The following is a 26,123-nucleotide window of genomic DNA, read 5'->3' on the forward strand; positions in this document are numbered from 1 at the left end:
GATAGGTGCTTATATGCTATGATCTTGTTACTACAACCCAGGAAGAGGTTATTATGAAGAACGCTAATGCCTATCTGATGAAGGAAATCAATCTGAATAATGTGCGACAGGTGATGAAGCGTGCCGGGACTGCAACCAAGCCGCAGCTGGCCGCGCTGACAAAGCTTAGCGTGGTTACAGTCAACTCGCTCGTCAAGGAGCTGCTGGAATCAAATGAGATTGTTGAAGACCATACAGCAGCATCCGGCGGAGGCAGACCGGCCCTGACCTACCGGTTCAACTATGATCATAGCCAGGCGCTGGTTATTTATTTGAAGGAGAATCAAGGGCAGCGCGTTGCTTCTGCAGCTGTAATCAATCTGGAAAACCGGATCGTGAACCAAAAGGAATATGTGCTGCCAGCCTTTGAGCAGCATTATTTGGTTGAGATTATCCACGGTTTTCTCAGTGCCTGTCCACAGGTAAAAGTAATCGGCATGGGCATTCCAGGGCAGATTGTTAACGGCAGAATCATCGTGGCCAGTCACCACGAGCTGCAGGGAGCTCCGTTAACTGAAGAGCTGGAGCAGCAGTTTAAACTGCCGGTTATGGTGGAGAATGATGTCAACGCAGCGGTGTTTGGCTACCAGGCCTCACGGGGAGAAGCAGACGGGCAATGTATAACGGGGATCTACTTCCCGAAGAAGTATCCGCCTGGTATGGGCATTTATCTGAACGGCAATATCATCCGAGGCAAAAACGGTATGGCCGGAGAGATTAAATTTCTGCCGCAAAGGACTGACTGGTACGCTGAAATGAGAGATGAAGTGTTACTGGAGGCAGCCTGCCGGATTATTCAGAGCGTTAACGCCGTTCTTGCACCGGATCAAATCGTGATCTATCAGGAGATGACAGGTGCTGAACGCTGGAATGAATTCTGGAAAGATTATCAGGCACGGGAACCGATGCCGCATTATCCTGAAGTGATTCTGAGCAATACGTTTCAGGCTGATTACGATGCAGGGATGCGCATGCTGACTTTGCAAAAGCTTGACCCTATGCCGGTACAATTTTAGTAATGTATTGACAAAGGACGGATGGTGGCGCATATTAAATAAAGACACTTTATAAAGTACTTATAATAATGGAGGAGCCAGAATATGAGAATAGAACATGTGGCCATGTATGTAGAGAATCTTGAATCAGCCAAACAGTTTTTCGTTACTTTCTTTCAGGCTAAACCCGGAGAAATGTACCATAATCCAGTCACCGGCTTACGTACCTACTTTTTAGCCTTTGAGGGCGGTGCACGCCTTGAAATTATGAACAGGCCTGATATGGAGCAGGCAAATGGGCTAAAGCGCACAGGACTCATTCATCTGGCATTCAGTGTTGGAAGCAAAACCAGGGTTGACGCGTTAACAGAGGAGCTGAAGGAAGCCGGCTATACTATTCTGAGTGGTCCCCGTACGACTGGAGACGGCTATTATGAGAGCTGCGTTCTCGGATTTGAGGATAATCAGATCGAAATCACGGTTTAACAGACAGCAACTGTCTTTATACTACATTTATATGTTGAAAGAGGGATTGTATGGCAACCTGGTTTCTTGTCATTATTTATCTGGCCTTTATCAGCCTGGGGCTCCCCGACTCCCTGCTTGGCTCAGCCTGGCCGGTTATGCAGCCTGATTTAAATGCATCTTTGGATTCGGCAGGTGTAATCGCCATGATTATCGCCGCTGGAACCATTGTATCAAGCCTGGCCAGCGGGAAAATGATTGAATGGCTGGGCACCGGTAAAGTCACCTTGCTCAGCTGCTTAATGACAGCAGCTGCGCTGCTCGGCTTCTCAGCGGCTCCTTCGCTGATGTGGCTGCTGCTGCTGGCGATTCCCTTAGGACTGGGAGCAGGCTCGGTTGATGCGGCGCTCAACAATTATGTTGCAGCCCACTACAAAGCGCATCATATGAACTGGCTGCATTGCTTCTGGGGAGTAGGGGCCACAATGGGGCCTATCATTATGTCCTTCTATATGGCGGATCAGGGCTCCTGGCGCGGCGGTTATGCAGCGGTTGCGGTCATCCAGTTTGCGCTGGTTGTTATTTTACTCGTAACGCTCCCGCTATGGTCCAGGATCGCCGCTGTCCATGAGCAGAACAAGGCGGGGGCGAAGGCGGAAGCAGAATATTACGTGGAAGACAAAAATACAACCGGAGCATCTGCCAAGGCTAATATTTTCGGGATTAAAGGGGTAAAAACGACCCTGATCGCTTTTCTGTTCTATTGCGGGGTAGAGATGACTGTCGGCTTATGGGGAGCCAGCTTTCTTGTAGGAACCCGGGAACTGGATGCACAGACTGCTGCCGCGTGGATCTCCATGTATTACGGGGGGATTACCATCGGACGTCTTCTCTCGGGATTCATTACGTTAAAGGTGAACAACAAAATACTGATCCGCTCGGGACAGCTTATTGCTATAGCGGGAGGTATACTATTGCTGCTGCCGCTCCCGGATTCTTTTCTGCTGGTTGGCCTGATCCTGATCGGCCTCGGGCTGGCACCGATTTATCCGGGACTGCTGCATGAGACACCCGCACGCTTCGGCAAGGAAAATTCCACCCGTCTCATGGGCTATCAGATGGCTGTTGCCTATACGGGAACGACGCTGCTGCCGCCTTTATTCGGCTTTATTGCAGCTAAGACTACTGTAGCCATTTTCCCGTTCACGGTTCTGCTGTTCCTGAGCCTGATGTTAATGAGTGCCGAAAATGTTAACCGGGTCATCCGCGCCAAACGGACCGGAATTTAAAAATGAAAGGAAGACGAAGCAATGAATCAAAAGGAACGTATGCTGGCCGGATTGCCTTATAAAGCCTGGCTGGATGGTCTGATGGAAGAGCGTACCGAAAACAAGCGGAAGGTTCAGCAGTACAATCAGCTGCGCCCGGATGAACGGGCCAGACAGGAGGAGCTCATCCGCAGCATTCTGGGAAAGGCCGGCAGGGGAGTACACATAGAGCCTCCATTTTATTGCGATTACGGCCTGAATATTGAAGCAGGCGACAATTTCTATGCCAATTTCAACTGTACAATTCTGGATGTCGGTAAGGTCTCGATCGGAAACAATGTGATGTTTGCGCCTAATGTATCTCTGTATACAGCAGGCCATCCGATTCACCCTGATTCGCGGAACTCAGGCTATGAGTACGGTATTGCTATCACGATTGGTGACAACGTCTGGATAGGCGGAAATGTGGTTGTCACTCCGGGAGTTACAATAGGGAGCAATGCTGTGATCGGAGCAGGCAGTGTGGTAACGAAGGATATTCCGGACAATGTGATTGCCGCAGGTAATCCTTGTAGAGTGATCCGTGAGATTACGGAAGAGGACCGGAAATATTATTTCAAGGACAGGGAGTTTGATGTCGAGGATTACCGTTAGGCAAAAAGGAACCATAGGCTTTACTGCAAAGTGCATCTGTATTGTTGGCGGCTTGCTGACAGGCGGATGCATTTTTTTTGCTAAATGATGCGGGTGGTTTGAATTAATCCTGTTAATCACTTTGATTTATTGTTGTATTTACAACAAACAAGAGATATTATTAATGATATTAAAAAGGATTGGAGCGCCCGCCATGAAGGAAATTCTGCGTGAAATCGGGATGATTGCAAGAGCCCTTGATTCGATCAGCAATATAGAATTTAAAGAATTCGACCTGACAAAAGGACAATACCTCTACCTCGTGCGCATCTGTGAGCACCCGGGTATTATACAGGAGAAGGTAGCTGAAATGCTTAAGGTTGACCGTACTACCGCTGCCCGGGCGATTCAGAAGCTTGAACGTAACTGTCTGGTTGAGAAGAGAGATGATCCGCATAACCGGAAGATTAACCGGCTTTTTCCCACTGCTAAGGGAGAGCAGGTTTTTCCTTTTATCATGAGGGAACATACACATTCGGACAACGTTGCTCTGGCGGGATTATCGGAAACGGAAACAGAGGTCTTGTTCCAGCTTTTGCAGCGGGTCAGAAAGAATGTGGAAATGGACTGGGAATCGGTAAAGAAGGGCATTAAACGCGAATATTGATTGCATAAAGTAAAGGAGCTGCTAACGAAATGAATATTACAATCCAACAATGCACCCAGGGCGATTTGAAGGAACTTCAAGCCCTTAGTATTGAAACCTTCGATGAGACCTTCAAAGACCAGAATTCGCCGGAGGTCATGAAGCATTATCTGGATAAGGCTTTTTCTGCCGAAAAGCTGGAGCAGGAGCTGACAAGGCCGGGTTCGGAGTTCTTTTTTGCCATGGTTAGCGGGGTGCCTGCCGGCTATCTTAAGCTAAACATAGATGAAGCCCAATCCGAAGCTATGGGTGCGGACACACTTGAAATTGAGAGGATCTACATCAGCAGCGGATATCATGGAATGGGGCTTGGAAAAAAACTGATTATCCATGCGCTTAATAACGCCGTCAAGCACAACAAAACCCGGATCTGGCTCGGAGTATGGGAGAAGAACGGGCCGGCGATCGGATTTTATCAAAAAATGGGGTTTGTACAGACTGGCACACATATCTTCCAGATGGGTGATGAAGCACAGACCGATTTTATTATGGAAAAGGTGCTGTAAAACCGGAATTACTGTAATGAAAGGGCTTGCGGAAATGCCAATGTTATGGTAAGTTTTAGGAGTCACAAGAAATCTAAACGTTTAAATAGCTTATGGACGATGGTTCGGATGCTTAGACAGGAGTACCCTATGAGGAAAACCAGCATTAAAGACATTGCACTCAAGGCCAATGTTTCCATTGCTACCGTCTCTTATGTGCTTAACGGTACCCGGAATGTGCGTCCTGAGACTCACCGGAGGGTAACTGAGGCCATAGAAGAACTGAATTATACGCCTAATGATATTGCCAAGAGCCTGAAACGTAACCGGACGAATACAATCGGGGTAATTGCCGAGGATATCACAGTGTTCAATGCACCGGAGATTATCGATGGTATCAATGATTTCGGAGACCGGCACGATCTGCAAATCCTGCTTGTCAATCTCCGGCTGGATAAGCGGATTGGCCGTAATTTCAGTGATACGGAGGTTTACCGCAAGTATGCTGCGAACGCCGTATCCGAGCTGCTCCGCAAGCAAGTGGACGGAATCATTTACATCGGTGTACACACCCGTGATTTGACCGGACTTATTGACGTTGAAGGCAAGCCTATTGTTTATACCTACGGGTATACACAAGACAATTTATCCATCCAGTTTAATGATGAACAGGCCTCTTATGAAGCGATGGCTTATCTGGTCAGCAAGGGACACCGGCGGATTGGCATTATCAGCGGCCTGATGGACTCTATTCCGTCCAGACACCGGCTGAAGGGCTATTACAGGGCGGTAACTGAATTTGAACTGCCGTTTGAACCTCTGCTGATTAAAATGGGGGACTGGGAGCGCGAATCAGGCTACCGGCTGACTGGGGAGCTGCTTGACCTGCCAGAGCCGCCCACAGCGATCCTGTCGATGAATGATGTGATGGTGGTCGGGGTTCTGCAGATGGCAGGCGAGCGAGGTGTCAGCATACCCGGAGACCTCTCGGTCATCGGCTTTGATAACCGAGAATTCAGCGACTATCTTCAGCCGAGTATTACGACGATGGGCTTGCCGCTGCACGAAATGGGCTTTCAGGCGATGGAATCACTGTACCAGCTGATCAATGGAAATCAGGTGCAGCAGCTGAAGATGCCTGAATGCCGCCTGATTGAGCGCGGCTCCGTGAAAGATCTGAACAATAAATGATGTGAACACAAGTAGAAACGGTTACGCCGTCCTGAACAGGACGGTACCCGGTTCTGTAAGAAAGATAAGGACGGGGCATTGGTCAAACCTATATTTTCTTATCTTTTGAATACAGTTGTGATTTCACGTCATTTTTTCTTTTTTTTCAATTTAAACGTTTAAATTAGCAGCAGATACGAAAGAGGTGATGACGTGACGGCTATACTGGGCAATGAACAGTACAGAATTGCTCTAAACAGGAGGGGGGCGGTAGAGTCGCTTGTCCTGCAGGAAGATCCCTACTCCATGAACTGGGTCATGAATCCGCAGTATTTACAGCAGACGGGTTACGGGGATGATCAAGATAAGCTGTTCGGGGAGTGGGAGCTGAAAGCGGACGGGGAGACGCTGAGCAGCAGCAGCTTTATCCCGCTGATCACTCAGGAAGGTTCCGGCCAGGCTGCTGTAGAATTTAATACTTCACGTATTAAACTTTCTATGGTATATACTTTGAAAGGTGAGCAGCTGATTTGGAAGATCATGTTAACCAACACCTCTGCTGAGCCTGTTCATGTAGAAGGATTCCATGTCTGGTTATCGCTCGCCTATATTATGTTCCGGGATGTAAATGTTGTGCGCAACATGCGCGAATCCTGCGCTGTCCATCCCCATCTTGGCGGTGATTTCGCCAAATTCGCCGCTGTGCGGCGCAGCAATGAAGGTCCGCATCTCGGAATATACAGTCTGGATGGAAGGACTGTGACGGCCGGTTCTTATTGCCGTTATAGTAACCGCTTTCTTGAGCAGGTGTCGCCCTCCCTTGACGGTCTGCTCTATCACCGGCTGTCCCTGGTCGAAGACGGAACATCCATGAGCGGCTCAGCTGCTGCAGACTGGATTTATGGTTCCGGATACAGAGCGCTAAGTCTGGCACCGGGTGAACAGAAGACTTGGGATTACAGGTTTCTTCCGTTCAGTGACATGGAGGATTTTTACCGCCGGGGCGAAACGCTCGGACATCCCCGCTGGAGCTATACACCCGTACTGCCTGCCGGCGGAGTATTTCAGGCTTCCCTACATATGGCGGAGGGTATGAAGGTGAAGGAAATGCGGCTATACAGCGCGCCGGGTGATTCACAAGAGATCATTCTGGAGGATGTTACAGCAGCGCTGATTCCGGAATCTGCCGGAACCGGACCGGCCGGGAGAAGCAGCGGAGGAACCTCTTATAACGTCTCCCTCCGGCGGAACACCCCGGGTGAGCACAAGCTGGAGCTGGTGCTTGATGACGGCCGCAGCGATGTGCTGGTATGGAACGTACTGGAGCCGGTAAGCACGCTGCTCGGAAAACGGGCGGAGTGGATGTGCACTAACAGCTATGCAGGCGCAGACGCCGCAGAACGCCCCCACGCCTTCCGTCCGCTGTCGAATCAGGGGGAATCCCTCGGGAAGCTGGCCTTTCTGCTGATGAACAATAGAATGACCGGCCCTGTCCCGGGGCAAGTTGCCATAGCAGAACAAGCAGCGGCACTGGATATACGCACCCATTGGTTCGAGGACGGGGATTTCTCACGGCCGCGGGCGTTGTATGGAGACTTTTACCGGATTTACGATTTTGACTATATCGCACACGTATTCTACCTACTGTCGCAAATGGAAGATGAACTGCTAAAGCTGCATCCTGCACTGGAATATCTGCAATGGGCAGCGGAGGTTATGTGCATGCGTCTTGATCCTGACTCTCATCCCGGCAGCCGTGAAAAGGACGAATCCCGGTTAAACGGTGTGTTTATTCTCTATATTGAGGAACTCATTTCCGCCCTGCAGACAGCGGGCTTGTCAGTCTGGTATTCCCGTCTGCAGCAGCTGTGGGAAGCCTTCGGCCGGTCCATGAGTGTAGGCGTTCGGCATTACAGCGGGGCGGTTACGGAGCATTTTTATGATAATGCCGGTTTTGGCCCGACGTGCCAGGCATTGTGCCTGCTGGATAATACGGCCGAAGCTGCACGCTATGGCCAGCTGATTCTCGCGAACATCGGCTACAGCAATGACTACCGGCTGCAGAACCCTGACCGCTGGTGGGAAGCCCTGTCCCCGATGATCCATTCCTTGTGGGGCGGACTGGTAGCTTCTTCTGCACTGTTTGCTTATGAGCATTTGGGAGATCCTGCCTACCTGGAGGCAGCTTACCGCGCTACAATGGCTGTATTTAACTGTTACGACTGGAATGTGCGGTCAACGCCGCGCCGTCTCGCACCCGGTGAAGCGGCTTCAACCTACAGCGTGGCTGCTCCGAACCTGAATATGCCGGAGCTCTCACGGAACCGTTTTGGACAGTCGGTGTTTGTAGGTGCCAGTGATCCGTTGTTCGCCGCACTGTTCGCTGACGTGTCAGGTGATGACTGGGACATGGGAGAGGAGCTGGCAGCGTATCTGCTTGGCTTCGGAACCACCGCTTACCTGTACCGGGACAGCAACGGCCGGCTGAAGTGTGTCAACGGATTCATTACCAAGGAGCAGGATGGCCTGTTGATTACAAGCTATGCGGCCTATCCTTCCAGATATATGATGCTGGAGGATAATCTGGAATTCCGCGCACCTGAAGGTACACTGCAGCCGACGATCCGGCTTATACATGGACAATTCACTGTTTAACATATGAGTTCATCTTGCCTAATTGCAGCAGCGCAGGACACTCAGGGCTCTGCTGCATAAATCCTGTTTTTAAGTTAAACGATTAAACTCGTTTATCTTAAACTATATAGCTCTATCAAAAGGAGGAACAAAAGATGAAGGTTGGCAAGCGTACGCTGGTGCTGTCTCTGGCCATGACCATGGCCCTTTCAGCGCTGACAGGCTGCACAGGTAATTCGGACAACCAGGGCAACAGCAGCAATGCAGCAAAGGAGGGCACCAATGCCCCGGATTCTGCCGGGAACAGCAAAGATAACGCTGCAAAAGACATTACACTGGAACTGCTGTATTGGGGAGATGATGTACAGAAGAAGCTGGTTGAAGCGGCGACAGAGAAATATACAGCCGATACCGGAATCAAGATCAATGCACAGGTACTGCCGGCGGACGGGACCTTTGACACCTTTATCCAGACCCGCCTGCAATCCGGAGAGCTGCCGGACATCAGCTACATGGGGGAAGGGGATATCCAGAAATACAACGAAATGGGCATTCTGGCCGATATTTCTGATCTATTGACGGATGGAAGCATTCCTGAGAAGCTGGCTGCCATAACCATTCATTCTCCTGAGCAAAAGGTAATCGGGGTGGGGCTGTCCAATCAGCTGGAGCTGCTCTTCTACAGCAAGTCCAAATTCGATGAAGCAGGAATTGCCTATCCTCCGACCAAGGTAGAAGAGGCATGGGACTGGGATACCTTTGTCGCGAATGCCAAAAAGCTGACCAAGGATTCCAAAGGCAAAACAGCCGCAGAGGAAGGCTTCAATGCTGACCTGACTGAGAATTACGGGCTGGGCTTCACCGCAGGGCGTGAATTCCACCATTTCTGGGCGGCAAATGCGAACGGCGGCGGAATTGTCTCCCCGGACGGTAAGGAATTCCAGTGGGACTCCCCGGAAAGTGCTGAAGGCATTCAGAAGCTGGCAGACCTCGTCAACAAGGATAAGGTTGCATCCCCGTTCACGTATACCTGGAGTACAGGAATCGGTTCGGCGGTTGACGCCCTCAGCGGCGGATATGCGATGGCAATCAGCGGCTCCTGGGATCTGGCGAATATCAAGGGGAATGAAGACATCGGGGTAGGCGTCCTGCCGAAAATGAAGAAAGCGGTAACAATGAACGCCGGTGCACCGCTTGTCGTGTACAACACTTCCAAACACATAGAAGAAGCCAAAAAGTTCTACGCCTATATGGTTAATCCGGAGAACAGTCTGGAGCTGCTGAAAAGCGGGGCATGGCTGCCGAATCAGGCAGACTGGTATACCGATGCCGCACTGGTTGATAAATGGAGCTCTGAGCTTCCGGAAAGCGCCAAAGAAACCATTCTCAGCTACAGCACCACCAAGGACTCTATAGTACAATGGCCTGCCTATTACGTTCCTGCCTATCTCAAGATGAATACAGAATATGAGAAATCGATCGACCAGGCACTCTCCGGCAGTAAAAGCGTGAAAGAAATCTTTGACTCTATCATGCCTGTCATCAAGACGCTGTGGGAGAGCGGTAAAGTATCCTAGCACTTATTAATCGCTTTATGTGAAAAGAGGGCTGTACAGATGAACCCAGAAAGCAAAACCAGTGCGGCACCTGTCCCTGTTCCCAAACAGGCCAAGGGTGCCACCAAGGAAGCCGTTGCCGGTTATTTGTTCGCTGCGCCTGCCATCATCGGTTTTCTCGTATTGACCTTGTACCCTATGGTGGCCAGCTTCATTTACAGTTTTCACAAAATAACGATTATGAGCGGCAGTCAGATCATGGAATGGATCGGTCTGGATAACTACATCTATATCTTCAGCAACCCCAGCTCCGAGTTTAAAAAATCAATAACGGTAACCCTCGTGTATGCGTTTGTCAATGTGGTGCTCGTTATTGTATTTTGCCTGATCGTTGCGCTGCTGCTGAACCGCAGGTTCATCGGCAGAAATATGCTGCGGGCGGTCTTCTTCCTGCCTTCCGTGGTTCCGATGCTGGCGACAACCATTGTCTGGCAGATGCTGCTGCAAAATCAGGCCAAAGGCGGACTTGTCAACTGGATTCTGCTGCAGCTGGGTATAGCGCCCGTAGAGTTTCTGACAGACCCGGTCCAGATTTTTAGTACCTTGTTCATCATGAGCCTGTGGACCTGCGGCGGGACCATCGTTGTCTTCATCGCCACACTGCAGGATGTTCCCGGAGAGCTGCTGGAGGCCATTGAAATGGACGGGGGCAACGCCTGGCATAAATTCCTGAAGGTTACTTATCCGACAATCAAGCCGGTGCTGTTCTTCCAGCTGATTATGTGCATGATGACCTCTATTCAGATCTACACGCAAAGTGTCGTGCTGTCCAGAAACGGGGCTCCTGACCGGATGACCTATTTCATTAATGTCATGATTTATGATCATTCCTTTGTGCAGGTCGGCATGCGCGGGCTGGCTTCAGCTGAAGCATGGATCGTATTCCTGATTACGCTTGTTATTACAGTTGTACTTTTCTATTTCCAGGGTGCCCTGAAGCGGGACGATTCCATGGGCAAAAGGAAGAAGGTGAGACGATGACGACTGCCACAGTAATGAAATATTCCAGTATCAAGCGCGCTAAAAGCAGAAGCAAAGCAATCCACGCAGCATTGATTGCGCTCTCCTGCCTGCTTGCCGTAGTCTTCGCATTTCCGCTTTATTGGCTGCTGCGCGGCGCTTTTGTGAGCCATACGGAGATTCTGGCGCGTCCGCCTGTCTTTTTTCCGAAGGAGCCCGGGATTGAAAACTTCCGGCTGGGCCTGGAGCGGATCCAGTTTCTGCGCCAGCTCTGGAACTCGGTCTCCATTGTTGTACCTTATGTAATCGGTACGGTGCTGACAACCAGCTTTGCCGGTTATGCGTTTGCCAAGCTGAGATTTCCGCTGCGCGGAATGTGGTTCGTGCTGGTCATCAGCAGCATGATGCTCCCTAGCGCCGTTACACTGCTGCCGCAGTTTTCACTTTACACCTCACTTGGATTGGCCGGTAAGCCCGCACTGATTATTCCTGCTTTTTTCTGCGCCGGCGGCAATGCTTACTTTGTATTCCTGCTGCGTCAATTTTTCATGACGATCCCTGTGGAGTTAAGCGAAGCGGCCAAAATCGACGGAGCGGGCCATTTCCGCATCTACTCCAGAATTATGCTGCCGCTCATCCGCCCGGCGATGATTGTTGTTGCCCTGTTCAGCTTCATCAACTGCTGGAACGAGTTTTTCTACACGATGATTTATCTGAAGACGGAAGCCGATTATACGCTGCCAATGGGGCTTTATATCGTTAACGGCATGCGGATTCCGAACTATGAGCAGGTCATGGCCCTTGCACTGGTCGTCACCGCTCCCTGCCTGGTGTTTTTCCTGATCGGCAACAAATATTTTGTAGAAGGTATTACGTTGACAGGAATTAAAGGTTAGAGAGGAGACTAAGCAACTATGGCAAAGAAAAAGTGGTCCCGCAAAATGTGGGTGGCGGCCTTATGTACAGCTGTTACCCTGAACGCCGGGATTGTCCCGGCATCGGCGAATTATACAACGGATTTTGTGCATGAAGGGGTAGGGACGGATTACGGTGAGGCCAAGTGGAAGCAAGGCAACCAGATTACAGCACAGCCGGTCGATTTCAGCCGGGAGACAATCGGGCAGATGATGCAGGCGATCGAGGATTTTGATTTTGCCAAATTTGCGCAGGACAACAGTGATCTTCCATGGATTGATTCTTTACTGGTCAATACAGGTGTAATTCCGGACGATGCCGGAGACGAGGGCGGAGCCAACACGCTGTACAGCCGCGGCAGTGCGCTTTATATGAAGACTCAGGATAATTCGAAGCTGGGATTCGTAGGTACAGTGCATTATGCTGATACGCTGAATAAAGACACCATGTACAGCATTTCACTCTCAACAGGCGGATTATCCGAGGACAAAAGCAAGCGCAAAAATTATCCCAGCCACGGCGATCAGACCTACAGCAGCGGCGGGCTGGAGATCAACCAGCGCAAATTCATATCCGCGTACAACAGCGCTGTAACACTCTTGAAGCTGACTAATAAGGGCAGCCAGCCGGTTACCGTCAAAATGACGGTGAAATCCCCGTTTGTCAGCAAAGCGGAAGGTAATGAGTTAATCGGCACCCGGGTTGCTGCTCCTCTAATGGTTGGACGAGCCGGCGAGCAGTATGTGGAGGCCATGTCTTATGTCGATGTACATCTCAGCGGGGACGGAATGAGCGCTGCCGGCAGTGAGCTGGTCAAAGAAATTACCGTTCCGGCCGGCGGCTCGGTGGATGAGAAGGTCGTGATGGGCTGGCTGGCCGAAGAGATTCCCGCTTCCAAAACACAGTATGCCGCCTTCAAGGAAGCCGGTAATGATCAGGCTTTTGCCGATCAGGTCAAGCAGTATAACGAGTGGTGGGCCCAGAATATCCCCTACATTGACATTCCTGATGAAAATGTGAAAAAGGTGCTTTACTACCGCTGGTGGTGTAACCGCTTTAATCTGCTCGAGGCTAACATTCCCGGGAATGACTGGCAGTTTCCGATGAACATGGAAGGCGTGCTTGGCTATAACAACGGCATCACAGTCAGCGTCCCCTGGGCGATGCAGGATCTGAAGTGGCTGCGTGATCCGTCCTATGCTTACGGCACCTGGCTGGCACAGGGCGAATATTCCGAGAACGCCAACTATAAGAATAACCCCGGGCGGCCTAACATCTGGACCTGGGATATGATGCAGAACTCGTCGCAGGTCGGCTGGGAGGCTTATAAAATCTACGGCGGCGGCGATAAGGTGCTGAAGAAGTTTGCCGATTTCTCGGCTAATGATGTGACCGGCACGCTGGCCCATTTTAAAGGCAATGATCCGAATCTGGTCTATTACAACCACGGCCCGATTACCGGCAATGACGGCGATACCGTCTCGATGCACTGGAAAGGCGGCGGCAATTATGCCCGTCTTGACGGATCAGCAACAGCATATGCCAACGCAGTGGCTGCGCAGCAGATGTACGAACAGCTCGGCGATACAGCAAAGGCCGCACAGATGAAGGAGATTGCCGGTAAAATCCAGCGGGCCGTGCTTACGGGCATGTGGTATGACGAGAGTGATTTTGACGGTGACGGTGTAGCCGATACTAACGGGGAGGGCAGCTTTTTACACAAAAAAGTAGAAGGTACCAAGGATGTATTTAACCCGTGGCGTGACAACAACATGTTCGTCTTCAACTTTGGTGTGGTGCCAAAAGCAGGCGAAAGCGGCTACGATCCCAAATATCTGACCCAGCTGTATGATTATGCCGATCCTGACTATTATCCGATTTTCCCGTTCTTCACAGCTGACCAGAACAGCATTATGAAGCGTGTAGAAGCGTTCAAAAAGGGTGAGACCAGTGCCTTCGGCACAGACCAGTTCGCCTGGTGTAACTTCGGCAATTATATCAATACCGTCCGCGCGTCCCTGCGCTATTATCCGGTCAATAATATTGACAGCAGCACTTATAAAACATTGTTTGACTGGGGCGCATGGCTGCATACCGTCGAGCCGGGCAATACGGATCATCTGGATTCCAATGAGTTTTTCTGGCTGGAGGATTATTTCTTCGGCACACCATGGACCAAGGACAACCCTCCGAACCCGAGCGGCAAAATGGTGCGTGCCTGGATTCACCACGATACACTCGGCATGATGAATTACACCGTACTGGAGGACATGGCCGGACTGCAGCCGCGAACGGATGATATTATCGAGCTGTGGCCGATCAATGTGGATTATGACCATTTTGCGGTAGACAATGTGCGCTACCATGATGCTGACCTGACAATTGTCTGGCAGGACCCGGCTAAATACAGTGACAGCAATCCTTATTATGCAGGTATCCCGGCCGGTTACTCCTTGTTCATTAATGGTGAGCGCGTGCTGTCTACTAACGAGATGTCCCATATCCTGTTTGATACAGCTACCGGCAAAGTAACCAAACCAACGGGAGACGTTGCAGGTGCAGTAGGGGATAACACGAATACTCAGGTTCTTTTTGAAAAAGGCAGTGCAGTCACGCTGGCTTCGGCTGATGAGACAACACTTGCAGATAATGCAAAGGCAGTAGACATGTTTAATAAGGCGGGCGTTGACGTCGTTCATAACGGCACGAATCTTGCGCTTGCAGCAGACACCAAGATTGAAGCAAGTTATATCAGAAACGGTTCTGATGTGAAAAAGCTCGCCGACGGCTCGACCATTGCCTCGATTACGCATACATCCAATACGGCGCTGTTTGGCAGCTCACCCAATCCGTCAGATTCCGTAACCTTTGATCTGGGCAGCAGCAAGACAGTGGATAATGTAAAGGTATACTTCTACAATGACCGCCGCCCTAACGGCTATAGTGCTCCTCAAACATTTGGTGTGGAGTATCTGGATAAGGATGGAACGACCTGGAGACCTGGAGAGGGCCAGTTCCGTTATCCGGATTATGTTGCCGATAACTACAATAATGTTGAGTTTAAAGCGGTGGAGACTGCTGCCCTCCGGGTAAGCTTTACTCATGCCTCCGGTTACTCGACCGGAATTAAAGAAATTCAGATCTACAACAACAATTTAAACGTTACGCCTGCGGCCAACCGTGCTCCTAAGGTCATTCTTGAGACACCGGTGAAGGTGGAGCAGGATGCGCCGCTGACCCTTGTACCAGTCATTCAGGATGATGGTCTGCCAAGCGGCAAGCTCACTTATGAGTGGAAGCTGATTTCCGGTGAAGGCGTAGTTGAAGCGCCGGTGCTGAATCAGGCCGTGCTGAAGGCAAAATTCAAGGCTACCGGAGAATACAAATATGAGCTGACCGTCAGTGACGGAGAGCTGGCGACTACGGTTGAAGTGCTGGTAACGGTATTCGTGGCGACAGCGGATCTGTCAGCGATGATCACCCAATTTGCGGCCAAAAATTCTCCGCTCGGCCCGCTTGTGCGCAATCAGGATGACTATACACCTGAATCCTGGCAGCAGCTGCAAACCGTGTTGACTGATGCCAAAGCGCTGCTGGCTTCTGCAGAGTACAGCCTCCAGGATATTCAGGATATGACAGGCCGGCTGCGGACGGCCATTAACAATCTGCGCTATAGAAATGCTGCGCTGCTGGCAGTCCCAAGCGCATCCTATACTTCCGCATGGGAATCGGTCTATGCCATTAACGACGGTTATATTCCGCGAAATTCCAATAATCTGAATGACAAGTCCATCGAAACCCAGTACGGAAACTGGGGCGGACCGGGTAACAGCCACTGGGTACAGTATACCTGGAAGCGTCCGGTGACTCTGTCCGGCAGCTCTCTGTACTTCTTCGATGACGGAGGCGGCGTAATGGTGCCGTCCGACTACCGCTTCGAATATTGGGACAGTACGGCTGGTGCGTTCAAGCCGGTGAGCGGTCTGAGCGAGAAGAAAATGGCCAAAAACGCATTTAATGAAGTAACCTTTAATGAAATCACAACCGACAGACTGCGGCTGAGCATGGATAAGCAGGGCGGCTCGTTCACAGGGCTTAAGGAGTGGCGGGCGATTTCCGCAAAAGCAGGCGGAGAGGAGCCATTGCCGTCCGATCACGGTGCTATCACTGCTGTTGAGTCTGTCTCCGTCAGCACTACAGTCAATGTTATGCCGGTTCTGCCAGGCAAAGTGACTGTAACTTATGCAGACAACACCAAAGGGCAAGCGGATGTGGTCTGGGATGAAATTCCGGAGAACAAGCTGACGATTGCGACGGATTTTGTGATCTTTGGCAAGCTTGAAGGCAGTGATTTGCGGGCAAGCTGCCGGATCTATGTCAAATACGACAAGTCACGTCTCAAGACTGCAATCGATACAGCTGCCGATCCGGCGGTAAATGAAGAAAATTACGACGGGACTGCAGCGCAGTGGGAGGCTCTGGCAGCTGCTCTTGCGGCCGCACAAGCCGTTTATGGTAACGATGCTTCAACCGAAGGGGATATCGACACCGCATATAAAGCCCTCAAAAATGCTTTTGAAGCTTTGACACCTGTAGCTGACCATGGTGCAGCTATTACAGGCATTACAATTCCAGGCGGTTCACTGGATCAGGTAGCTAAAGAAATCGTCGTGCCTGAAACGACTACCCTGGATCAGCTGAAAGAGGGATTAACCGTACGGGCTGGAGTTACCTTTGCGGTTTATGAAAGTGATCTGCTTACTCTGGCAACGGAACTAAAAACAGGCTATAAGGTTAAAGTAACGGGAACAGATCAAGTAACAACATCAACCTATACGCTGGCGCTGACCACTGTTCAGACTCCGGTTAACACCGTTCAGCTCGAAGAGCAGCTGGCTACGGCTAAAGCATTGAAGCAGGAGCTGTATACGGAAGCAAGCTGGAAGCCGCTTGCAGCAGCTGTCATTCATGCCGTACAGCTGCTGGAGAGCGGGACTGCAAAGCAGGAGGAGATTGATGAGGCTCTCGGCAGGCTGAAGTCAGCCATTGCGGGATTGCAGCTGGTACCTTCAGCAACACCCACACCGACGCCAACACCATCTCCGACTCCATCTCCGACTCCATCGCCAACGGCTACACCGGTTGTTGCTATACCAGGAGGTACAGTTACTAATACAGCCAGCCCTACACCGTCGCCGAGTATGACACCTGCGGTGAATAAGGGCACAATCAGGCTGCAGCCTTCTGCACCGGTGGATGGTAAGGTTGCTGTGAAGCTGACTGCTGGTGAGATCGAAGCTGCTGCGAAGGAGCTTCCAAATGGTACGCTGACTGTTTTAGTGAACTTGGATACGGCTGCCGCGAAGCAAGTGGCTGTAGAACTTCCTATTAAGGCACTGGCAGGATCTTCAGCGGTAACCACAGTGAAGCTGGATACCGGCTCTGCTGTCGTGATCCTCCCGCAGAGCTTCTGGCAATCTACTGCTGGCAGCAGTCTTACACTTCAGGTTCATTCCGGAGATAGCACAGCGAATACTGTAATTGGTTCCGGGTCATTCAGCACAGTTACACTAAGCATTGACGGTGTGGCTGTTCCGGCAGAAGTGTTGCAGACACAAGGTATCCGCCTGGCGCTGCCGTATTCGCTCAGAGCAGGCGATAAAGCTCATCAGGTCGTGGCTTACAGCTTGCTTGAAGACGGATCAACCCATGCCGTTGCCGGCGGTAAATACGATGCGGCTGCGGGAATGCTGGAATTCAGCATGAAGCATAATGGGACTTATACAGTTCACAACTCAAACATTGCCTTTACTGATTTGGTGAATGCAGGCTGGGCTACTGAAGGTATTGAAGCTCTTGCAGCGAGAGGAGCTATTGCCGGTACGGCTGAAGGCACCTTTAAGCCTGGAGCCAATGTGACACGCGGAGAATTTATCAAGATTCTGATGAACTCCTTTGATCTTCTGGATGTGACCGCGGTGTCTACCTTCAGTGATGTAAGCCCGGATGCCTGGTACAGTGAATCTGTGTCCAGTGCCCAGAAGCTGGGGATCGTAAACGGCAAAGGGGACGGCAGCTTCGGTGCCAATGACCAGATTACCCGCCAGGAAATGGCTGTAATGATCTACCGGCTTGCCAGTCTCTTGAAGGTTCCGTTAACTTCAGATGCTGGTACACTGCCAGCTTCGTTTACGGACACCAAGCAGCTTCAGCCTGATGCTCTACAGGCAGTAGAAGCAGTACGCAGCGCGGGCCTGATTAACGGATTGCCGGACGGCCGCTTTGATCCTCAAGGGAATGCTACACGTGCGCAGGCAGCGGTTGTAATTTACCGGCTGCTGGTTCAATCGGAATAGTAACTTAACACACTAATCAGCCTGCTGAGTTATGCTCTCAACAGGCTGATTTTTTGTGTCCATATGCAAAGGCCATTAGTCTGCCGTATGCTTCAAAGCTAACCTCCAGTATAATCGGGCACAATCAACAGGATTTAGTATTTGTTTGCAGAATTATAGACAAACAATTCAATTTCATATTAAGGAGCATAACGATGAGCGAATTCAGTGCAAGTTATCATTTAAAGACTACTGATCAGCAAAAAGCCATTGACTTAATTAGAGCATCAGACAATACAGGATTTGTTTTTCCAGAAAAGAATGGTTGGGTGACTTTTATTGTTGAGGGGCCGGCATTTGATATCCGTGAATCAATTATAGACCTAAATCCGGGGATATTAGTTCATTACATATATATGGAAGATCACGGATGGAAACTATCTATCTTTGAAAAGGATGAACTCATATCTCATTATAAGTGCGATTGGACGGATGACCTGGTTGTTGAGAAAGATGAGCTTGATCTAGTTTTGCTAAGAGAATTAATTATAATGCAAGGTAATACAGCAGAAGACTTGGAAGAGGCTTTTGATTCAGTTAACTTTGCTGATGAAGAGCCACCGGCTTATTTTATTGCCCAGAAACTAGGATTTACATACTATGAATGGCTGTCGGCTGATAATATCAGAGACGGCTCACATTATGATAACCTTATAACTGTAGATTAATATAGTAAGAATGAACAGAAGCCCGTGATGGCTCTTGAATGTGGAAACACTAATCACACGGGCTATGTTTTGTCCTGCTGCTCCTACAAACCGCTAAACACAATATTCCGCAGCTTGCGGGTGACAGGGAGGGTACCGGCGTCCTTTTTCTGGACCATAAACAGTATAGTCAGCGCATCCTGCGGGCTATTCATGAAGTAGGCGCCAAGCCAGCCGTCCCAGCCGTATTCACCTTTGCTGCCGATATGTCCGGCCTGGCCCGGCTCCGTCATAATGCGCATTTGATTACCATAGCTGTGACCCCACAGGGATTGCCAAAGTGCAAAACCCTTTTGTTGAGGCGGAGTTAAACCAGGCGAGGTCATATACTGCACAGTTCTCGGTTTAAGCAGTTGAACGCCGTTCAGACTGCCTTTGTTTATCAGCATGGCCGTAAATTTGGCGGCATCAATAATGGTGGAGGCAAGTCCGGCGCCGCCGGATTCAAACGCCGGTTCGCGGTCCAGCTGATGGTTAATGCCCAGATGGCTGTCCGCATACAGCTTCAGGCCGCCTTCACTGTCATTCTGATATGTTTTGGCGAGTCGGCTTCGCTGCTCTTCATTCAGCCAGAATCCGGTATCGTTCATACCTAGCGGCCCGAAAATCTCATTCTGCAAAAATTCACCGTAACGCACACCGCTTACTGCTTCCACAACAGCGCCAAGTACATCAGCCGATGTACCGTATTCCCAGGATGCTCCCGGCTCGAAAGCAAGCGGACCTTGTCCCAGACGGCCGGCAAATTCCATAGTAGTCATCGGATTTGCTCCGTGCAGACGGCTGCCCAGCTCCTGGAACAGTTTCTCGGTATGCTGCCCGGCCAGTCCGGGACCGCCGTATACAAGTCCAGAGGTCATATTCAGCAAGTCCTGAATGTTAACTTCCCGGACAGGGTCTGCCAGTTCACCGTCTTTGTCAACCTTTTGATTACGGAATCCGGGAATGTAACGGCTTACAGGATCGAACAGATCTATTTCTCCGCGTTCCAGCAGCATCATAACTGCGGTTGCTGTTACCGGCTTGCTCATCGAGTACAGCCTGAAGATAGAGTTCCTGCCGATGGGGCTCCCTGTCTCCATATCAGCCAGACCGTCCTCGTGATAAAAGACTTCTTCCCCGTTTTTAATCACCATAAAGTTAGCCCCGGCGATTTCTTTGTTGGCAATACTGGTGCTGAGTGTTTTTTTCAGCTGTGAGATAGTACCTGATTCCAGCATGGTATGTCTGTCTCCTTTATAATGGTTTTCTCTGAGTCTATTAAATGTTAACCACCTGACTAATCAAATATTAAGCGCTTTTATGAAGCTTGTATAGTAGTTTTGCTGTGGCGGGCTTCTGCGAGAATTTGCTTATTTTTATATTCGCATCTGGTTCTCACCGGAATATAATAAAAAAATATCAGCGTCCCCAAGGAATATGTAACGGTTAACCCGTCATGCATGATAATATATTATTTATGCTATTAAGGACCAGAAAAAAGAGGGCAGATGAATGACGAAAATTTTTAGACACAAGGCTTATTTTATCAGCGTACATGTTTTAACGTTTATTTTCTTGTTTTCAGCATTATATGCTTATTTCCCGTGGATCCAGGTAAAGGTCAAAGAGATCATTGATCCGGCGGATAAGGTACTAACGATTGCTCATCGCGGCGCTTCGGGATATGCTCCCGAGAACACCATCCCGGCAATAGAGCTGGCGATTGAAATGCAGGCGGATTATATTGAGCTCGACATCCATTTGACCAAGGACAAGATTCCTGTCGTTATCCATGATGAGACGGTGAACCGGACTACAGGCAGCAGGGGATATGTGAGAAATTTGACCCTGGAGCAGATCAAGCAGCTTGATGCCGGCTCATGGTTTAATGAGGCGTATCCGATGTTTGCCAGGGAACAGTATGCCGGTATTACCATACCTACACTGGATGAGGTTTTTGAGATGTTCGGCGACAAGACCCGTTATATGATTGAAATTAAAGAGCCAGGGGCAAACAGCCAGATCGAAGCCTTACTAAACGAAGCGATTGAAAAATATAAACTGGAGGATGCAGTGTCAGTTCACTCCTTCAGCAGTGCCAGCTTACGCAAGCTTCATGCGCTCAACCCGGAGATCCCGCTGTACCAGCTTGTATGGAATGACTATACCGCTACGAGAGTCCCCGCGTCTTATCTTGAGAATGTGAAGACCTATGCGGTCGGAATCAGCCCTAACTTCCAGGGAATCGGGGCAGCTTATGTGGCTCAGGTGAAAAATGCCGGCCTCAAGGTAATGCCTTATACGGTAAATTACCAGGTCAACATGGATAAAGCTTATTTGTGGGGCGTGGATGGCGTGTATACGAATTACCCGGACCGTTTTCAGGAGGTCATTGACACTAATAGGGAGAATGGACAGTGGTAGCCTTATTCTAGGGAACATATGATATATTAATAGAAACAAAATGCCGGACAGGCTGCAGGGAGAAGCAGGTATGGAGAAGCTGCGGGAACTGATCACTGATGATTTAATGTTAAAAGCCAATATAGAAAGTATTGATCCCCAGGAGCCTGTAAAAGTCAGCAATGTACCGAATCCCTGGAGCGTGCTGGGCTGCGGTAATTATGCCGCTGTTTTTTGCCATCCTGACTATGAAGCTTATGCGGTAAAAATATACGCCCCGGGAAGACCCGGACTGGAGGAGGAAGCGGAGGTATACAAGCTCCTTGGACACCATCCGGCATACGCACGGTGCTATTATATCGGCAGTACCTTTCTTATCCTTGACCGGCTGCGCGGGGTTACCTTTTACGACTCGATGAAGCAGGGTATCCTTATTACAGAACAGGCGATTCGCGATATTGACTATGCACTGGACTATGCCCGTTCCCGGGGACTGCACCCGCACGATGTTCATGCCAAAAATGTGATGATCAAGGACGGCCGAGGCTTGATTGTGGACGTATCAGACTTCCTTAAGCAGGAAGACTGCAGCATGTGGGAGGATTACAAGAAAGCCTATTACCGTCTGTACAGGCCGATCGCTTCACGGTGGATATTTCCGGTTCCCCGGATAATGCTGGAGATTGTCCGCAAAGTCTACCAGTGGCGCAAAAGGAAAACTCGCTGAATAACACCGCTGAAAGAGCAGAGACACCATAGTGTCCTGCTTTTTTTTGTAATAACAGGCTATAGAAATGAAAAAGAATCTAACGTTCTTACATATTATCTTAGGTATTTTCTGGTATTATTATTAACCGCCTATTATAATAAACGACAATAAATAATGGAGGTGCAGCAATGAAGAAACCGATGATAGGAGTTCTTCCTTTATACGATTCCGGAAAAGACAGCTACTGGATGCTCCCGGCTTACATGAAAGCAATAGAAAATGAAGGCGGAATTCCGGTAATGCTGCCCCTGACAACCGATAAGGATAACATTACAGCCTTGGCAGACAGCTTTGACGGATTCCTGTTCACCGGCGGCCATGATATCAATCCTGCATTATATAAGGAGACAGCGGAAGAGTTCTGCGGAGAATGGTGTGATGAACGCGACGGGATGGAGAAGCTGCTGTTTGACAGAGTAACAGAATTGGATAAGCCTGCTTTTGGAATCTGCCGCGGGTTACAATTGTTTAACGTGTTAAGCGGAGGCAGCCTGTATCAGGATATACCTGCTCAGATGGAAGCAGAGATTGCCGTCAGCCATAAACAGAAACCGCCGTATGCCGAGCCGTCCCATTCCGTACATATCTGTAAGGACACGCTGCTTCATAACATTTTACAGACAGAACACATAGAAGTGAACAGTTATCATCATCAGGGGATCAAAACACTGCCGGTGTCCTTGACAGCCGCGGCTGCTGCGGAGGACGGGCTGGTTGAGGCGGTAACGATGGAGAATAAGAGATTTATTCTCGCTGTACAGTGGCATCCGGAATTCAGTTATACAGCGGACAGCAACAGCAAAAAGCTGTTTTCGGCCTTTGTGAATGCCTGTCATAATTCAAATTAAGCGGTCCGTCATTCCTTCCGCGGCGGCTTGATCAATAGTGTACCGCCCAGCAAAAAGAAGCTGCTGGCATAAAAGACAGTGATCAGGCCCAGCGAAGCCCCGATCACCCCGAACAACAGGGGAGCGGTGAACTGTGAGACCCGGTTAATGAACAAACGCAGCCCCAGCACCTCACCTGTTCTGGAGGCGGGCGATGACTGATAGGCAACAGACATGGAAATGGGCTGCCCGCAGCCCAGGCCAAGTCCCATCAGTATACTCCAGACCCCAAGCCAAAGCGGATTTACTGTAAAAGAAATGAATAAAAATGCCGCGCCCGATGCGACGATAGAGCCGATAAGAATCCCGTCGTTCGAATATTTACGCTGCAGCCAGGGCATAAACAGGCGGACCAGGACCATAGACAATCCCTGAAAAGATAGTATCCAGCCGATTTCGGTTACAGAGATCCCTTTGCTCACAGCATATAGCGGAAAATAAGCGGCAAAAATCTCCCTGGAATACAAAGCGAGGGCATTGCCGATCAGCGCCCTGCGAAGTGAAGGCAGCTTAAGCAGGCTGATGGAATCTGTAAGTCCTGTTCTGGGACCGGCTGAAGCAGGCTTACCAGAGGACAGTTTCCAGGCAAAAGCAAAGGTACACAGAAATACTGCAAATGCTGCGGCAAAAACAGCCGGATAGGACAGGTGGCTGATAAGGTGGCCTGCCGTCACCGGACCCAGAAAGGCCCCGAGGGAATTGGCGGTGCTGAACCAGCCGTAATAATCATTCCGCCGGTCCTCCGGTGCAGCATGGCCAAGTGCATTTTGCAGGGAAATTGCAATGAAGATGCTGGAGAAGCCCGTGATTAACTGGGACGCATACAGTGCCCAAAGGGAAGGGAAACACCAGGGAAGCGCCATGGAAATCCCGAGTCCGGTCATACCGGCCAGAACAGGGAGCCTGTCTCTGAACCGGTCGGCTATCTTTCCTGCAGAAATAGAGAAGAACATGGGGAGAAACGCATAGCAGGCCGTTAACATTCCGATATCCAGCGTGGATGCGCCAAGCGTTGAAGCGAACAGGGGCACTGCAGGTCTGGACAGGTTAAGAATAAGCTGAAAAGCAATTCCTAGAATCATGACATTTATAAACATAAGCGGCTACCCTTCTGTCTGAGCGTTATCTTCTATTGTAGCTCCAAGGGCAGAAGCCGAAAAATCGTAAACTTCTATGGATTATCATAGAGAGAAGGAATGGAATCCCGGTAATGCTGCTGCACAAATTGAACAAAGGCAGCGACTGCGGGGATTTCCATAAACTCCTGTTTGTACAGCAGCCAGGTGGACCATGTAACAGTTTCACTGTCTGCCCCGGTTAACGCTGCCCGGTACAGCTGCCGGTCATCCTCAGTAAGTACGATAGACGGGACAATAGCGTACCCCAGGCCATTCTGTACCATCCGCTTCGCAATTTCCGCGTTATCCACATGCATGAATACATTAGGTGGCTTGCTGAACCTCTGCTTCCACCAGTTATCGATAATCCGGGTTAAAGAAGGATCTGTCGTAAACGTGATCCGCCGTCCTTCCGGGAGCCTCTCCAGATCTACCGGCACCGTTGAAAGGATACAAACCTGCTCCTGTTCAATCAGCTCCTTCTGTTCCAGCCAGTGGGGAGTCCCTCTGATAATCCCGACTTGCTCTTTCTGTGTAGATACAGAACCAAGCAGATCCTGGCTAACCGCAGTAGTAATATCATAATCCACGAGCGGGTAGGCTTCAGAAAAAAGCCGCAGCACAGCCGGAAGCCGGTATAACGCCACAGAGCGGGATATCCCAAGCCTGAGCGTACCGCTCACTTCGCCGCGCTGACGGACCAGTCTGCTTTTCACCTCGTCCAGCCGTTCCAGCATCTCACGGGCATAGCCTACCATCGTTTCTCCTTGCTCCGTAAACTCGATCCCCCGTCTGCCCCGGTACACAAATAATGCGATGCCAAGCTCCTTTTCCAGCTGCTGCAGCCGGTGGGTCAGCGAGGGCTGGGAGAGATAAATCTGCTCTGCGGTTCTCGTTATATTACGTTCAGTGCCTAGTACATCCAGTATAAGCCAATCCTTTTCATCCATCTGTAGCTTCCTTTCAATCTCCCAGAAATACTATGCTTTTAGCGGGATCATACATTTCCTTCAATTGCTTCACATCGGACCGCGGCGGGGAACCGAACATCCGCGAATATTCACGGCTGAACTGGGAGGCACTCTCATAACCAACACGGAATGCGACCTCAGCTGCTTCAGCTGATTCGGACAACAGGATGCGCCGGGCTTCCTGCAGCCTCAGCTGCTTCTGAAACTGGATCGGTGTCATGCCGGTTACTTCCTTAAAGTTACGGTGAAAGGTAGACAGACTCATATTCGCCGCTTCAGCAAGCTGCTCGACACGGATCGACTGGTCGTAAAAGGCTGTCAGCTGGTCAATCGCTTCTCTGATCCGGTAAGTATTGCTGCCCTCCATGGCGATTTGTCCCAGTGTAGCGCCGTAGGGGCCTTTAAGCAGAGTGTAGAGGATTTCTTTTATGAACAATGGGCAAGAAACGGGATATCGTCCGGCCGGTTCAGTAATTCAACTAATCTTAGAGTGGCATCCATTAAGGTATGACCCGTCTGGCCCACAAAAAGAGCCCGTCTGGCATTCTCATTCGGCTCGATGATCACATTCCCCCCGTTAATCACCTCAAAAATCTGTTCATAGGTAAACTCCAGTTTAATGCTAAGATAAGGCACATCCGTTGCCGCTTTAATAATTTGGCCGGTTACAGGGAGATTCATAGAGGCTACCAAATGATCAGTTGGCCCGTATTCAAAACGGTCGTGAGCGAGAAATACCTTTTTGACTCCTTGAGCGATTACGCAAAAAGACGGCTTATACACACGGTACACAGGCTCAGAAACCTCGGAATACCGGATGACGAATAAACGGGGAACTGCCGTTTCAAATACTCCGTCATTAGGTGTGAATTGCTGAATGAGCGCGCTCAGCTCCTGTTGCTGGTTAATCGTGATCTCGGACATTTCATTTCCCCCTCTCGTGACAGGAATAGGCAAGCATTCGATACGATCAGGATAACGCTTATCCTGCAATGTGGTTCATAA

19 protein-coding genes and 1 pseudogene are annotated in these 26,123 nt (G+C 50.0%); 16 read left to right on the forward strand and 4 right to left on the reverse strand.

What is annotated here, in order from left to right:
* Positions 1 to 53 precede the first annotated feature (53 nt).
* From AC4G46_RS16395 to AC4G46_RS16455, 13 genes are all read left to right on the forward strand, one after another.
* The gene (locus tag AC4G46_RS16395) at positions 54 to 1,055 is read left to right on the forward strand and encodes an ROK family protein (protein WP_491123663.1); all 1,002 of its coding nucleotides are present in this window, start codon (positions 54 to 56) and stop codon (positions 1,053 to 1,055) included.
* An 84-nt stretch (positions 1,056 to 1,139) separates the two neighbouring features.
* Positions 1,140 to 1,520 (forward strand): VOC family protein, encoded by a 381-nt coding sequence (locus AC4G46_RS16400; RefSeq protein ID WP_491123664.1) that lies wholly within the window; start codon positions 1,140 to 1,142, stop codon positions 1,518 to 1,520.
* 50 nt (positions 1,521 to 1,570) lie between these two features.
* On the forward strand, positions 1,571 to 2,788 hold the full coding sequence (locus tag AC4G46_RS16405) for an MFS transporter (protein ID WP_491123665.1): 1,218 nt from the start codon (positions 1,571 to 1,573) through the stop codon (positions 2,786 to 2,788).
* Positions 2,789 to 2,809: 21 nt separating this feature from the next.
* Positions 2,810 to 3,421, forward strand: a complete 612-nt coding sequence (locus tag AC4G46_RS16410; RefSeq protein WP_491123666.1) for a sugar O-acetyltransferase — start codon at positions 2,810 to 2,812, stop codon at positions 3,419 to 3,421.
* Positions 3,422 to 3,614: 193 nt separating this feature from the next.
* Complete coding sequence (locus AC4G46_RS16415) at positions 3,615 to 4,067, forward strand: MarR family winged helix-turn-helix transcriptional regulator (RefSeq protein ID WP_491123667.1); 453 nt, start codon at positions 3,615 to 3,617, stop codon at positions 4,065 to 4,067.
* A 29-nt stretch (positions 4,068 to 4,096) separates the two neighbouring features.
* Positions 4,097 to 4,612: a spermidine/spermine N(1)-acetyltransferase gene (gene paiA / locus AC4G46_RS16420; RefSeq protein WP_491123668.1), complete on the forward strand. Its 516-nt coding sequence runs from the start codon at positions 4,097 to 4,099 to the stop codon at positions 4,610 to 4,612.
* A gap of 129 nt (positions 4,613 to 4,741) precedes the next feature.
* The gene (locus tag AC4G46_RS16425) at positions 4,742 to 5,782 is read left to right on the forward strand and encodes a LacI family DNA-binding transcriptional regulator (protein ID WP_491123669.1); all 1,041 of its coding nucleotides are present in this window, start codon (positions 4,742 to 4,744) and stop codon (positions 5,780 to 5,782) included.
* Between the two features lie 192 nt (positions 5,783 to 5,974).
* On the forward strand, positions 5,975 to 8,416 hold the full coding sequence (locus tag AC4G46_RS16430; protein WP_491123670.1) for a hypothetical protein: 2,442 nt from the start codon (positions 5,975 to 5,977) through the stop codon (positions 8,414 to 8,416).
* Positions 8,417 to 8,550: 134 nt separating this feature from the next.
* Entirely contained in the window at positions 8,551 to 9,972 is a 1,422-nt protein-coding gene (locus AC4G46_RS16435; RefSeq protein WP_491123671.1) for an extracellular solute-binding protein, read from the forward strand.
* A 39-nt stretch (positions 9,973 to 10,011) separates the two neighbouring features.
* Positions 10,012 to 10,992: a carbohydrate ABC transporter permease gene (locus AC4G46_RS16440; RefSeq protein WP_491123672.1), complete on the forward strand. Its 981-nt coding sequence runs from the start codon at positions 10,012 to 10,014 to the stop codon at positions 10,990 to 10,992.
* On the forward strand, positions 10,989 to 11,867 hold the full coding sequence (locus tag AC4G46_RS16445; protein WP_491123673.1) for a carbohydrate ABC transporter permease: 879 nt from the start codon (positions 10,989 to 10,991) through the stop codon (positions 11,865 to 11,867). Before AC4G46_RS16440 ends, AC4G46_RS16445 begins: the two co-directional genes overlap by 4 nt.
* An 18-nt stretch (positions 11,868 to 11,885) precedes the next feature.
* Positions 11,886 to 18,242, forward strand: a complete 6,357-nt coding sequence (locus AC4G46_RS16450; protein WP_491123674.1) for an S-layer homology domain-containing protein — start codon at positions 11,886 to 11,888, stop codon at positions 18,240 to 18,242.
* Between the two features lie 194 nt (positions 18,243 to 18,436).
* Positions 18,437 to 18,949, forward strand: a complete 513-nt coding sequence (locus AC4G46_RS16455; protein WP_491123675.1) for a hypothetical protein — start codon at positions 18,437 to 18,439, stop codon at positions 18,947 to 18,949.
* 83 nt (positions 18,950 to 19,032) lie between these two features.
* On the opposite strand, the gene AC4G46_RS16460 is transcribed toward AC4G46_RS16455, so the two are convergent.
* Positions 19,033 to 20,208, reverse strand: coding sequence for a serine hydrolase domain-containing protein (locus tag AC4G46_RS16460; RefSeq protein WP_491123676.1), 1,176 nt, complete (start codon positions 20,206 to 20,208; stop codon positions 19,033 to 19,035).
* A 274-nt stretch (positions 20,209 to 20,482) separates the two neighbouring features.
* Here AC4G46_RS16460 and AC4G46_RS16465 point away from each other — a divergent pair, with 274 nt between their 5' ends.
* From AC4G46_RS16465 to AC4G46_RS16475, 3 genes are all read left to right on the forward strand, one after another.
* A complete protein-coding gene (locus AC4G46_RS16465; RefSeq protein WP_491123677.1) occupies positions 20,483 to 21,394 on the forward strand; it encodes a glycerophosphodiester phosphodiesterase in 912 nt (303 codons plus the stop codon).
* A 70-nt stretch (positions 21,395 to 21,464) separates the two neighbouring features.
* Positions 21,465 to 22,100: a serine/threonine protein kinase gene (locus tag AC4G46_RS16470; protein WP_491123678.1), complete on the forward strand. Its 636-nt coding sequence runs from the start codon at positions 21,465 to 21,467 to the stop codon at positions 22,098 to 22,100.
* Positions 22,101 to 22,270: 170 nt separating this feature from the next.
* Positions 22,271 to 22,990 carry a gamma-glutamyl-gamma-aminobutyrate hydrolase family protein gene (locus AC4G46_RS16475; RefSeq protein ID WP_491123679.1) on the forward strand — a complete coding sequence of 240 codons (720 nt, stop codon included), beginning with the start codon at positions 22,271 to 22,273 and terminating at the stop codon, positions 22,988 to 22,990.
* 8 nt (positions 22,991 to 22,998) lie between these two features.
* Here AC4G46_RS16475 and AC4G46_RS16480 read toward each other — a convergent pair whose 3' ends face one another.
* The 3 genes and pseudogenes from AC4G46_RS16480 to AC4G46_RS16490 all read right to left on the reverse strand — a co-directional run bounded on the left by AC4G46_RS16480 (position 22,999) and on the right by AC4G46_RS16490 (position 26,042).
* Positions 22,999 to 24,111, reverse strand: coding sequence for an MFS transporter (locus AC4G46_RS16480; protein WP_491123680.1), 1,113 nt, complete (start codon positions 24,109 to 24,111; stop codon positions 22,999 to 23,001).
* An 89-nt stretch (positions 24,112 to 24,200) separates the two neighbouring features.
* Positions 24,201 to 25,097 (reverse strand): LysR family transcriptional regulator, encoded by an 897-nt coding sequence (locus tag AC4G46_RS16485; RefSeq protein ID WP_491123681.1) that lies wholly within the window; start codon positions 25,095 to 25,097, stop codon positions 24,201 to 24,203.
* 13 nt (positions 25,098 to 25,110) lie between these two features.
* Positions 25,111 to 26,042, reverse strand: a pseudogene (locus AC4G46_RS16490) (AraC family transcriptional regulator).
* Positions 26,043 to 26,123 lie beyond the last annotated feature (81 nt).

It is taken from the genome of Paenibacillus sp. fava2 (assembly GCF_058313675.1).